This window comes from Streptomyces sp. E11-3 (genome assembly GCF_046540415.1).
Lineage (GTDB): Bacteria > Actinomycetota > Actinomycetes > Streptomycetales > Streptomycetaceae > Streptomyces.
Map to the genome: position 1 here is coordinate 3,596,976 of NZ_JAZGRL010000001.1, position 11,457 is coordinate 3,608,432.

At 71.8% G+C, this 11,457-nt stretch carries 10 protein-coding genes; 4 read left to right on the forward strand and 6 right to left on the reverse strand.

Going from position 1 to position 11,457, the window contains the following annotated elements:
* Positions 1-33: 33 nt before the first annotated feature.
* The 3 genes from U9R90_RS16535 to U9R90_RS16545 form a co-directional block, all read right to left on the reverse strand.
* Positions 34-432 (reverse strand): VOC family protein, encoded by a 399-nt coding sequence (locus U9R90_RS16535; protein WP_411057207.1) that lies wholly within the window; start codon positions 430-432, stop codon positions 34-36.
* 219 nt (positions 433-651) lie between these two features.
* On the reverse strand, positions 652-1,311 hold the full coding sequence (locus tag U9R90_RS16540; protein ID WP_411057208.1) for a response regulator: 660 nt from the start codon (positions 1,309-1,311) through the stop codon (positions 652-654).
* The gene (locus tag U9R90_RS16545) at positions 1,284-2,612 is read right to left on the reverse strand and encodes a sensor histidine kinase (RefSeq protein ID WP_411057209.1); all 1,329 of its coding nucleotides are present in this window, start codon (positions 2,610-2,612) and stop codon (positions 1,284-1,286) included. The genes U9R90_RS16540 and U9R90_RS16545 overlap by 28 nt, the downstream gene beginning before the upstream one ends.
* Positions 2,613-2,800: 188 nt before the next feature.
* Between U9R90_RS16545 and U9R90_RS16550 the strand changes: the two genes are divergently transcribed.
* The 4 genes from U9R90_RS16550 to U9R90_RS16565 all read left to right on the forward strand — a co-directional run bounded on the left by U9R90_RS16550 (position 2,801) and on the right by U9R90_RS16565 (position 8,608).
* Entirely contained in the window at positions 2,801-3,316 is a 516-nt protein-coding gene (locus U9R90_RS16550; protein WP_411057210.1) for a DedA family protein, read from the forward strand.
* A 154-nt stretch (positions 3,317-3,470) separates the two neighbouring features.
* The gene (locus U9R90_RS16555; protein WP_411057211.1) at positions 3,471-5,333 is read left to right on the forward strand and encodes a BTAD domain-containing putative transcriptional regulator; all 1,863 of its coding nucleotides are present in this window, start codon (positions 3,471-3,473) and stop codon (positions 5,331-5,333) included.
* Between the two features lie 87 nt (positions 5,334-5,420).
* A complete protein-coding gene (locus U9R90_RS16560; protein ID WP_411057212.1) occupies positions 5,421-6,158 on the forward strand; it encodes an ABC transporter ATP-binding protein in 738 nt (245 codons plus the stop codon).
* On the forward strand, positions 6,152-8,608 hold the full coding sequence (locus U9R90_RS16565; RefSeq protein ID WP_411057213.1) for an FtsX-like permease family protein: 2,457 nt from the start codon (positions 6,152-6,154) through the stop codon (positions 8,606-8,608). Before U9R90_RS16560 ends, U9R90_RS16565 begins: the two co-directional genes overlap by 7 nt.
* Positions 8,609-8,777: 169 nt before the next feature.
* Here U9R90_RS16565 and U9R90_RS16570 read toward each other — a convergent pair whose 3' ends face one another.
* The 3 genes from U9R90_RS16570 to U9R90_RS16580 are packed head-to-tail and all read right to left on the reverse strand — an operon-like array spanning position 8,778 to position 11,457.
* Positions 8,778-9,701, reverse strand: a complete 924-nt coding sequence (locus tag U9R90_RS16570; RefSeq protein WP_411057214.1) for a TauD/TfdA family dioxygenase — start codon at positions 9,699-9,701, stop codon at positions 8,778-8,780.
* Positions 9,698-10,489: a 4'-phosphopantetheinyl transferase family protein gene (locus U9R90_RS16575; RefSeq protein ID WP_411057215.1), complete on the reverse strand. Its 792-nt coding sequence runs from the start codon at positions 10,487-10,489 to the stop codon at positions 9,698-9,700. The genes U9R90_RS16570 and U9R90_RS16575 overlap by 4 nt, the downstream gene beginning before the upstream one ends.
* 32 nt (positions 10,490-10,521) lie before the next feature.
* Positions 10,522-11,457, reverse strand: a complete 936-nt coding sequence (locus U9R90_RS16580; RefSeq protein ID WP_411057216.1) for a TauD/TfdA family dioxygenase — start codon at positions 11,455-11,457, stop codon at positions 10,522-10,524.

Here is an 11,457-nt window from a genome sequence, read left to right on the forward strand (position 1 = left end):
GGGAGGGGGAGCGGAAGGAGGAGCGGGAGGGGGTCAGGGCCGGACGTACGGACGGGTCATGATCTCCATGTTGTGACCGTCCAGGTCGTCGAAGTACGCACCACGACCGCCGAACAGGTCGTTGGTCCGGCCGGGTTCGGTGTGGCTCGGGTCGGCGTAGTACGTGACCCGCGCCGCCTCAAGCCGACCGATCATGGCGTCGAAGTGGTCCTCGGGGACGAGGAACGCGTAGTGCTGCGACGCGACCGCCTCCCCCTCGCCGACCTGGTAGAAGTCCAGCGTCACGCCGTTCCCGGTGTCCACCGGGAGGAACGGCCCGAAGGGCGCGCCGACTTCCAGACCGAGGATCCCGGCGAGGAACTCGGCCGACGCGCGCTTGTCCGTGGCAAGGACGGCGGTGTGGTTCAGCTCTACGTGTGGTGTGTCGGGCATGCTGTGAGTGCGTCTCCCTCAGAGTGATCTTCCATGGATGGCTCGCGCGCAGTACATGGAAAAGGGAGGGCGGGCCTCTCGCCCGCCTCGGCCTCACGCCAAGGCCGGGTGCCCCACTCGCTCTTGGCCTACGGCCGACCCGGCAGTCACGTAGGCGATCCTACGCCCGCACCGTACGGAGGGCGAGGCCTCAGCCCTCGTCAGACCCGGCCAACCCACTCAGGCCCGGAGGAAGGCCAGGACCGCCAGGACCCTGCGGTGGGTCTCGTCGGCCGGTGGAAGGTCGAGCTTGGTGAGGATGTTGCCGATGTGCTTGCCCACCGCGGCCTCGGAGACCACCAGTTCCCTGGCGATCGCGCCGTTGGACTTGCCCTCGGCCACCAGCGCCAGCACCTCGCGCTCCCGCGGGGTCAGCCGCTCCAGCGGATCGCGGCGACGGCGCAGCATCTGCCGTACGACCTCCGGGTCGACGACCGTGCCGCCGTCGGCGATCTCGTGGAGCGCCGCCAGGAACTGCTCGATATGGCCGACCCGGTCCTTGAGCAGATAGCCGACGCCGGTGCCGTCCCCAGAGTCCAGCAGGTCGGTGACGTAGGCGCGTTGGACGTACTGGCTGAGGACCAGGACCGGCAGGTCGGGGCGCTGTTTCCGGAGCGTCACCGCCGCCCGCAGGCCCTCGTCCGTCAAACCCGGTGGCATCCGTACGTCCGTGACCACGAGGTCGGGGCGGTGTTCCGCCACGGCGGCCAGCAGCGCGTCGGCGTCCCCGACGGCCGCGACCACCTCGTGTCCGAACCGTGCGAGCAAGCCGACCAGGCCCTCGCGCAACAGGACGCTGTCTTCGGCGAGTACTACACGGAACGTGCGGTCCGATCGCAAGAAGTCTCCAAGGGCATGGCCAAGGGAGCCAGGGGGATCTCCACCCGCAACAGGGTCGGTCCACCCGGCGGGCTGGACAGGGAGAGTTTGCCATCCAGGACGGAGACCCGGTCGGCGAGTCCGGTCAGCCCCGAGCCCGCCGACGCGTCCGCGCCGCCCCGCCCGTCGTCCGAGATCTCGATGGCCAGCCGGTCGTCGGCCAGCGCGCCGACGACCTCGGCGCGGGTCGCGCCACTGTGCTTGGCGACGTTCGCGAGCGCCTCGCTGACCACGAAGTACGCGGCGGCCTCCACCGCGTCAGGGAGGCGGTCGGACGACAGGTCGAGGCGTACGTCCACGGGGACCTGGGAGCGTTCGGCCACGTCGTCGATCGCGGCCTCAAGGCCGAAGTCGGTGAGCACCTTGGGGTGGATGCCGCGGATCAGCTCGCGTAGTTCCTCCAGGGCCTGGCCGACCTCGCGATGGGCCGCGTCGAGCTGCCCGGCGAGCGGGCTGTCCGGCGGCGCGTCCAGGCGGGCCATCCCGAGCATCATGGTCAGCGCGACCAGCCGTTGCTGCGCCCCGTCGTGGAGGTCGCGCTCGATCCGGCGGCGCTCCGTCTCGAAGGCGTCGACCAACCGGACGCGGGACCGGGTGAGTTCGGTGACCTGGCGGTCCAGCTCGGCCTCCCGGGGGGCGATCAGCAGCCGGGTCAGCTCGGCGCGGGCCCCGGCGAGCAGGCCGGTGGCGTACAGGCCGCAGGCGAACAGCAGGACGCCCAGGACGGCGACCGCGAACGCCATGGGCCAGCTGGTGACCGTCCACTCCTTCAGGACCGAGGCCTCCTGGCCTCCACCCACGGTCGCCATCAGTACAGGCGTGGCGACCAGCCCGAGCGGTACGGAGAGGGCGAAGACCACTGCCAGGGCGTCCAGCGGCCACAGCAGCAGGGCGAACAGCACGGCGTACCCCAGCTCGCGCCAGGTCAGCTGCTCCTGGTACCGGGTGCGGGCCCACACCCACAGGCCCGGCTCGTCCGGAACGCGATGCAGGTCGGGGGCCGGGTCGTGGTCGACCAGGCGCAGCCGCCACCGCTCGAGGCGTCCAACCGGTACTCCGCCGAGCGCCAGCAGGGCCAGCAGCGGAAGCCCGACCAGGACGATCGCCAGAGCCCCACCGACCGCGGCGCCGACCACCAGGGCCACCAGCACGGCGATCCCCGCCGGGATGCTGCCCAGCAGATACCCGGCCGCCCGCCAGGGCCAGGCCGAGAGCAGGAAGCCGGGCCTGGCGAGTGCCTGCCACACATTCCGAGTACGCATGCGATCACCGTAGAGCCACGGCGGCGGCCACCCCATACCCGCAGGGCGAAGGACGGGGGTAGGGCCTGCCCTACCCCCGGACTCGGGTCAGGAGTCGTGCGGATGGCCCACCCGGACGGCTTTGCTGTGGGGCAGGGGTCAGGGCCGGTCCGGACGCCCCGCACGGGTTCGAGAAAGGCGACGCGCTGATGATGGCTTGGCTGGCTCAGCACACCCTGGTGTACGGAAGTCTCGGCATCCTCGCCACGGTCCTGCTGCTGCCCGCGCTCGAGGCCGCCCTGCCGCTGGTGGGGACGCTGCTCCCGGGGCAGACCGCGGTGGTGATGGGCGGTCTGCTCGCCTGGCACGGCCATATCCCCTTTCTGGCAGCCCTGTTGACGGCGCTGGCCGGCGCGGTCCTGGGCAACCTGGTCGGATACGCGGTCGGACGGCGCTGGAACACCCGGCTGCTGGAACGGCTGCCACCCAGGCTGCTGCGTCCCCGGTACACCGAGCGCGCCCTCGGCCTGATCGAACGCCGGGGCGGCAGCGCGGTGTTCGTTGGCCGGTTCACGGCGGTGCTGCGCACGCTGGTGCCGATGCTGTGCGGCGCGTCCGGGATGCCGCTGCGCCGCTACGTATGGTGGTCGGTCGTCAGCGCAGCGGTGTGGGCTCCGACGTTTGTGCTGATCGGGTACGCCCTGGGGCCTGCCGGACCGGGGTGACCGCGCCAGACCACCGATCCGCAGGCTCCTGCCACCGCAGCCTCCTGCCATTTCACCACCCTGATCCAGCGACCCCACCGGGCCAAGAATGGTTTGGCCGGAAGCGCTCCGGCATTCATGGTCGCGGCGGTCGCCGCACTCAGGTGGGGGAGAAATGGATTTCCGCATTCTCGGTCCGGTGGAGGCGAGAGACGGCACACGCCGTATCCCCACATCGGGCACCAAGGCACATACGGTTCTCGCCGCGCTGCTCTTGGCGCGTGGCCGGCTGGTCGGGGACGAACGGCTGAGCATGCTGCTGTGGGGGTGGGAGCCGCCGGCGACGATGCACGCACAGATCTACACCTACATCTCGCGGCTGCGGAAGCTGCTGGGCCCTTCGGTCCAGCTGATCCGCCGTCAGCCCGGCTATCAGATGGTCGCCGAAGGCGCCCGCGTCGACTTCGTGGAGTACGAACGCCTCGACCGCGTCGGCCGGCAGGAGCTGGCGGCCCGGCGCCCCCAGGAGGCCAGTCGACTGCTGGGCGCCGCGCTGGACCTGTGGCAGGGCCCCGCGCTGGCCAATGTCACCCCGCAGCTGGCCGAGGCGGAACTGCCTCGCCTCGAGGAGGCCAGGGCGACCACGCTGGAGCACCGGATCGAGGCCGACCTGGCGCTCGGCCGCCACCAGCAGCTGGTGCAGGAGCTGACCGGGCTGGTCACCGAGCACCCCATCCGGGAGCGGCTGCGGGCCCAGCTGATGACGGCGCTGTACCGCTCGGGGCGCCAGTCGGACGCACTGCGCGTCTTCCACGAGGGCCGCGAGATGCTCGCCACCGAGCTGGGCGTCGACCCGGGCCCCGATCTGACCCGCACCTACCAGCAGGCGCTGACCGGAGAACTCACCCTCGCCCCGCAGCCCGTGCGGCTGTCCGTGCCGGCCCAGCCGGGCGCCCCCGCCGCAGAGCAACTGCCGTCCGTGCCGCTCCTGTTGCCGCCCGCCCCCGAGGGGTTCGTCGGGCGCGAGGAGCAACTGGCCGAGCTGCACTCGCTGCTGACGTCACCCGAGGGCGACCAGCGGGTGTTCCGGCCGACCCGGCTGCTGATCACCGGCATGCCCGGGGTGGGCAAGACGGCGCTCGCCCTGCGGACGGCGCACGCGCACGCCGACGGCTTCCCCGGCGGGCAGCTGTACGCCGACCTCTGCCGCCCGGACGGATCGGCGAAGGACCCGTCAAGCGTGCTGGTGGAGCTGCTGCAGGCGCTGGGCGAGCCCACCACGCCGCGGGACCTGCCGGACGCCGGGCCTGACGCGCTGGGCGAGCTGATCCGCCGCTACCGGACCCGGACCGCCAACCGGCGGCTGCTGATCCTGCTGGACAACGCGGTCGGCGAACTCCAGCTGGACGCGCTGCTGCCGGGCAGCTCCCGCTCCACCGTGCTGGTCACCAGCCGCTCCCGGCTGACCACGGTGCACGGCTCGTACACCATCGAACTGGACCCGCTGGGCCGGCGCCCCGCGCTGGACCTGCTGGCATCGACGGTGGGCTCAGCCAGGCTCGCGGCCGAGCCGGAGGCCGCGCTGGACATCGTCACCCACTGCGGCGGCCTGCCACTCGCCATCCGCGCGGCCGGTGCCCGGCTGGCCGCCCGGCCGCGCCGTCCGCTGACGCACCTGGCGGTGCGGCTGGCCAACCCCGGGTACGGCATACGGGAGTTGGTGTACGGCGGCCTCGACGTCGGCGAGGCGGTGCTGGTCTCGCTGCGGCGGCTGCGCGCCGACGAGCGGGAGCTGCTGCGCCGGTTGAGCGCACTCGGCGGCCGCGACTTCCTGCCCGCGACGGCCGGGAGAGCACTCGGGCTCCCCCCGGCGGCCGCGGAGGAGTTCCTGGAACGGCTGGTGGACGCCTCCCTCCTGGACATGCCCGGCATCGACGACGCGGGCCGCCCGCAGTACCGGCTGCACAGCCTGGTGCGCCAGGTGGCCGCTGCGCAGCCCGCGCCCACACCGGCCGGCGGCCCGACCCGTACGGGCTGAGCCGACCTGCCGGGTAGGCCCAGCCCTACCCCCAAGAGTCTGTCCCGCCGTGCTGTGCGGGAGGGCCGAGATCGATTGAGTGGAGTTATGAATAACAACGCGATCCAGTTGCGCTCCGTGAGCCGGACCTATGGGGCGGGAGGCAGTGCCGTGACCGCACTCGACCAGGTCTCGCTCGCCTTCCCCAAGGGCAGCTTCACCGCCGTCATGGGACCGTCCGGCTCGGGCAAGTCGACGTTGCTGCAGTGCGCGGCGGGCCTCGACCGGCCCACCTCAGGCTCGGTCACGGTCGGCGACACCGAGCTGTCCAAGCTCAGCGAGACCAAGCTGACCCTGCTGCGCCGCGACCGGATCGGCTTCGTGTTCCAAGCGTTCAACCTGCTGCCGTCGCTCACGGCCGAGCAGAATGTGGCACTGCCGCTGCGGCTGGCGGGCCGACGCCCGTCCAAGGCCCAGGTGCGTGAGGTGCTGACGCAGGTGGGGCTCGGCGAGCGGGCCAGGCACCGGCCCACCGAGATGTCCGGCGGCCAGCAACAGCGGGTCGCCCTGGCCCGCGCGCTGATCACCCGCCCGGAGGTGCTCTTCGGGGACGAGCCGACCGGCGCACTGGACTCGCAGACCAGCCGCGAGGTGCTGACCATGCTGCGGACCATGGTCGACGCGACGGGCCAGACGATCATCATGGTGACCCATGACCCGGTGGCGGCCTCCTACGCCGACCGCGTCGTCTTCCTGGTCGACGGCCGGGTCAACGACGAGCTGCTCCGGCCGTCCGCCGACGAGATCGCCGGGCGTATGACCAAGCTGGAGGCCGTGCCGTGCTGAGCGTCGCACTGCGCACCCTGCGCACCCGCTGGGTCACCTTCGTCGGCAGCTTCGTGGCGCTGGGACTCGGCGTCGGCCTGATCGCCACCATGGGGCTCGCCCTGGCGTCCAGCCTGGACGCACCCGAGCGGGGGCCCGAACGGTTCGCCACGGCCCCGGTGGTGGTGAAGGGGACGGACACCCTGCGGGTGCCGACCCGGATCGGCGACCGGGTCAAGGAGCTGGAGCACCCGCGCGCCGTCTCACCCGAGCTGGCGGGTGAACTCGCCGAGCTGGGCCGGACCGTGGAAGACCGTTCGTTCGCGGTACGGGCCGACGGCGGGCCGAAGGACCTGGTCGGCCACCCGTGGTCGACCGCCGCCTTCGCCCCGTACGAGCTCTCCGACGGCCGTGCGCCGCGGGCCGCCGACGAGGTCGTCACCACCGGTGACTGGGCCGCTCCGGGCCAGTCACTGCGTACCGGCCAGGGGACCGTCAAGGTCGTCGGCACCGTGCCCGGGCTCGGCTTCGAGACGGCCGTGTTCTTCACCGACGACCGCGCGGCACGGCTGGCGCCGCGGATCGACCAGCTGGTGGTGGACGCGGACGCCGACGCGGTACGCGAGAAGGCGGGCGACTCGGCCGGCGTCGACGTCCTGACCGGCACCGACCGCCGGTTCGCGGACGCCGACCCGGACCGCGACAGCGAGGCGCTGACCACGGTGAACGCGATGCTCGGTACGGCGGCCGGGGTCACCGGCTTCGTCTCGGTCTTCGTGGTCGCCTCGACCTTCGCGTTCGCGGTGGCCCAGCGGCGCCGCGAGTTCGGCCTGTTGCGCACCGCCGGGGCCACGCCCCGGCAGATCCGCCGGATGGTCTTCGCCGAGGCGATGCTGCTGGGTGTGCTGGCCTCGGCCGCGGGCTGTGTACTGGGCGCGTACGGTGCGCCGAAGCTGGCCGAGTGGATGGTGGACGGCGAGGTGGCACCCTCCTGGTTCACCATCGGCGACTACACCTGGCCGTACCACATGGCCTTCTGGACGGGCCTGCTGGTCGCGCTCTGCGGCGTGGTCGCCGCGTCCTGGCGGGCGGGCCGGGTCGGCCCGACCGAGGCACTGCGGGAGGCCTCCGTGGACACCCGGGCGATGACCTGGGGCCGCTGGATCTTCGGCGGCGGGCTGCTACTGACCGGGGTCGGGCTGCTGGTCTTCGCTCTGGTGACCGAGCCGGGCGAGCTGCTGCACCGCAAGACGTACACCAGCCGTCCGATGCTGCTGATCGTGGCGTTCGCGCTGCTCGCGCCGGTCCTGGTACGTCCGCTGAGCCGGCTGATCGCCTGGCTGCCCGCCCAACTGCCGGGCGCGGTCGGCATGCTGATGCGCGAGAACGCCGCGGCGGGGGTACGGCGCACCGCGGCCGTGGCCGCCCCGGTGCTGGTCACGGTGGCCCTCGCGGGCTCCCTGCTGGGGGCGACGGCGACGCTGAACGAGGCGAAGGCCACCGAGCTGCGCGAGCAGACCGCGGCCGACTTCCTGGTCCAGGGCAGCGAGGACGCGGGCTTCGACAAGGCGGCGATGGAACGGATGCGGAAGGTGCCCGGGGCGCAGGTCTCGGCCAGTGCGCAGAGCGCCGTCTACGTCCTGGAGGAGGGCGTCGCGCTGATCAGGTCCGACGCACGGGCCGCCGAGCCCGACGCGCTCGCCAAGACCGTCCGACTGCCCCTGGCGGCCGGGAAGGTGTCCGATCTCGACGACGACTCGATCATCGTCAACGAGGAGTGGGAGAAGGGCTCCGTCGGACAGACCGTGAACGTGTGGCTGGGTGACGGCACCAAGAAGTCGCTGCGGATCGCCGCGGTGATGCATATCGGAACCGGCAACAACGGTGTCTACGTCACCCCGCGCAACGCGCCGGGTGCGACGGTCGACCGGGTCGAGGTGAAGGTCGCCGAGGGTGCCGACACGGCCGCGGTCGCGGCGGGACTGCGGGCAGCGGTCAAGGAGTCCGGCGGGCAGGTCGTAGCCAAGGACCAGTGGATCCAGGACAGTTACCCGACGACCAACCGGACGACCCGGATCGGCTTCATGCTGGTGCTCGGGATCGCTCTGCTCTACACCGGCATCGCCCTGGCCAACACCCTGGTGATGGCGACCTCCGACCGGGTCCGCGACCTCGCGGTGCTGCGGCTGGCCGGTGCCACCAACTGGCAGGTGCTGCGGCTGGTGGCCGCCGAGTCCCTGCTGGTCGTGGCCGTCGGCGCGATGCTGGGGGCCCTGGTCGCCGGGCTGAACCTGTTCGGGATGTGGAGCGCCCTGGGCCTTCTCAAGGTGTGGACCCCGATCGTGGTTCCGTGGGAGACCCTCGGCCTCACGGTCGGTGCGTGTGCGGTCCTGGCGGTACTGGCGGCGGTGGCCCCGGCCGGGGTGTCGCTGCGGCGCAGGCCGGTCGAGCTGGCGGGTACGCGCGAGTGACATGACGAGGGCCGGGGGGGGGGGGCCGGGCCGCTTCCTCCAGGTGGAGGAAGCGGCCCGGCTTCGTTTGAGTTCGGCGTAGGTCAGCTTCCACATCTGCCGTTGGCCCGCGGAGAGCGGCAGGGGCCCGCAGCGGTCTGCTGCGGGCCCCTTGCCTGGCCGGTAGCGGTCAGGCGGACGGTTCGGCCATGGCGACCGCGATCTTGCGTGGTCCGGTGAAGGGCTCCCGGCCGTGCGCGGCCAGCATGTTGTCGACGATGAGCACGTCGTCGCGCTGCCAGTCGAACCGGGTGGTAGCCGACCGGTAGGCGGCCCGTAGATGGGCCACGGTCTCGTCCGGAATGGGCACGCCGTCCCCGTAGTACGTGTTGGTGGGCAGGTCCTCGTCCGTGAAGATCTCCCGCAGCCCTTCCTGGACTTCGGGCGCGAGCGAGGTGACATGCCAGAACGTGGCGTGGTTGAACCAGACGCGCTCTCCGGAGACGGGGTGGGTGGGCGCCACGGCGCGCACCGTGGTGGTGCGCAGGCCGCCGTCCGGCCGCCACTCGGGCTCGATGCCCTTGCTCCGGCAGTACGTCTCGACCGCGGCCCGGTCCTCGGTGCCGAACGCCTCCTGCCAGGGCACCCCGAAGTCCGCGTGGAAGTTGCGCACCACCCGCCAGCCGCCGCGCCGCTCGAACTCCTCGCGCACCGCCGGGTCGATGGCCCGGTACACCTCGCGGATGTCGGCGAGCGGGGTCGCGCCCTGGGTGAGGGCGGGTTCGATGCAGTAGAAGTACAGGGTGTTCGGCCAGACCGCTTGGTAGGAGTTCTCGTTGTGCAGGAAGATCTCCTCGTCCGCCGGGTAGTCGGTCGAGGTGTAGACCTGCCCCTTGATGGTGGAGCGCGGTGAGGAGCGCTCGGCGTAGGTGAGCGGCTCGGAGCCGGAGAAGGCCCGTACCACCCCGTCGAAGCCGTCGACCCCGCCGACGTCGAAACCACGCAGCAGGATCGCGCCGCGCTCGCCGAGGACGCGCCGCAGCTTGTCCCGGTTCTCGGCCAGATACTCGGGCACCGTGCTGCCCGGCGGTGCCGTGTACTCGATCGCGGTCATGCGACCAGGGCTCCTCTCGCTTGCTCGATGCGGCTTCCGGAAGCGGTCGCCAGGGCAAGTTCGTCGTAGTGGCGCAGCTCGACCGGTCCGGTACTGCCCGACTCGCGGGCCAGGGCCGCGAAGGCCCCGTCGACGGTCGGCAGGTCCATCACCAACCAGCTGTCGGGGCCAGTCGGTTCGGTGTGCCGGACCAGGACAGGTCCGGACCGCGCGGGCTGAATGTCGATGGCCTTCAGATCGGCGATGATGCCGACGCCGATCGCCTTGACCACGGCCTCCTTCCGCGTCCAGCAGCGAAAGAAGGTGCTCTGCCGGTCGGCGGTGTCGGAGCTGCTTCGTGCGTAGGCGAGTTCGGCGTCGCTCATCACCAGGGCCGAGGCCCCCTCGACGTCGAGGTTGCGGCCGTCCTCCACATCCACGCCCAGCTGCCCGCTGGCACCGACGGCCAGCAGCCAGTGCGGCCCCGACCGGGAGAAGTTGAAGTCCAGGTCGGTGACGGGCCAGTCGACCCGCGGCCGGCCGTGCCGCGGGTGCTCGCAGCGCGGGCAGGGGCGGCGTCCCAAGCCGATGGCCGTCGGGGCGACACCGAGGTACTCGGCGAGTACCCGGCGCAGCGCGGCGTGCGAAGCGGTGTAGCGGACAGCGGCCTTGCGTGAACCGCGGCTGACCACTTCGAGTTCTTCCTCGGAGAGCAGGGCGACGTCGGCCGGGTCGAGTTCGTCGGGTGCCCGCCCCCGCCAGATGTGGACCTTGCCATGGTCCTTGAGGTCCTCGTATGCGGCGGTCATGGATTCCGTCCGATCAGTTCGGTGCTGCCCGTTCAGTCCGACATGGCGACCAGCACCCGGCGGTCGCCCGTGAACGGACGCCGGCCGTGGGCCAGCAGGACGTTGTCGATCAGCAGCAGGTCGCCGGTGCGCCAGTCCACGTTGACGGCGTTCTCCAGGCCGCGGTCGCGGATCTGGACCACATGCTCGGCGGGGATCGGGCTGCCGTCGGCGAAGGTGACGTTCTGCGGCAGCTCGTCCTCGGGCAGGATCTGCGCGAGGGCGGCCGCGGTGTCGTCGCCGAGGCCGGCCGGGTGCCACTGGTCGGCCTGGTTGAACCAGACCTCCTCGCCGGTCTCCGGGTGCCGGGTGGTCGCCGGTCGCACCGAGGAGACCCGGATGCCGCCGTCGGCCTTCCACTCCCAGGTGGCGCCGGTTCCACCGAGGAAGGCCTCCACCTCCTCGCGGCTGGTGGTCTCGAAGGTGTCCTGCCAGCTCTTGCCGAGGCCGTAGCCGTCGTGCAGATTCTGCACATAGCGCACCCCGCCCGCGAAGGCCTGGCGCACCTCGTCGTCGAGGGAGTTCAGCCACCGGGCCGCGTCGACGACGGGTGTGGCACCGCCGCTGCCGGGCTGCACCTGGCAGTAGAAGGCGAGCCGGGACGGCCAGGCGTGCGCGTAGCTCATCTCGTTGTGCATCGAGATGGTGAATTCCTGCGGGTACTCGGTGGAGGTGTAGACGTTGCTGCCGACCTTGGTGCGCGGGGAGTTGCCGTGCACATAGGCGAGCCGGTTGGGCAGCAGCGCGTCCAGCACCTTGTCGAGAGCGTCGGGGGTGACGTCGAATCCGCGGAAGACCAGGCCCTTCTCCGCGACCAGCAGCTTGCCGAACGCCTCACCCATGCCGGTCACCCGGTCGATGAGCTCCTCGGCGCCGCCGACCCCCTCGGCCTCGAGCTCCAGCGGGGACCATGCCTGTGTGTCGGTCAT

Excerpts from the sequence above, each read along its gene's own strand:
- U9R90_RS16545 (WP_411057209.1), bottom strand. The coding sequence starts at position 2,612 with ATGCGTACTCGGAATGTGTGGCAGGCACTCGCCAGGCCCGGCTTCCTG.
- U9R90_RS16555 (WP_411057211.1), top strand. The coding sequence starts at position 3,471 with ATGGATTTCCGCATTCTCGGTCCGGTGGAGGCGAGAGACGGCACACGC.
- U9R90_RS16535 (WP_411057207.1), bottom strand. The coding sequence starts at position 432 with ATGCCCGACACACCACACGTAGAGCTGAACCACACCGCCGTCCTTGCC.
- U9R90_RS16580 (WP_411057216.1), bottom strand. The coding sequence starts at position 11,457 with ATGACCGACACACAGGCATGGTCCCCGCTGGAGCTCGAGGCCGAGGGG.
- U9R90_RS16570 (WP_411057214.1), bottom strand. The coding sequence starts at position 9,701 with ATGACCGCGATCGAGTACACGGCACCGCCGGGCAGCACGGTGCCCGAG.
- U9R90_RS16550 (WP_411057210.1), top strand. The coding sequence starts at position 2,801 with ATGATGGCTTGGCTGGCTCAGCACACCCTGGTGTACGGAAGTCTCGGC.
- U9R90_RS16575 (WP_411057215.1), bottom strand. The coding sequence starts at position 10,489 with ATGACCGCCGCATACGAGGACCTCAAGGACCATGGCAAGGTCCACATC.
- U9R90_RS16560 (WP_411057212.1), top strand. The coding sequence starts at position 5,421 with ATGAATAACAACGCGATCCAGTTGCGCTCCGTGAGCCGGACCTATGGG.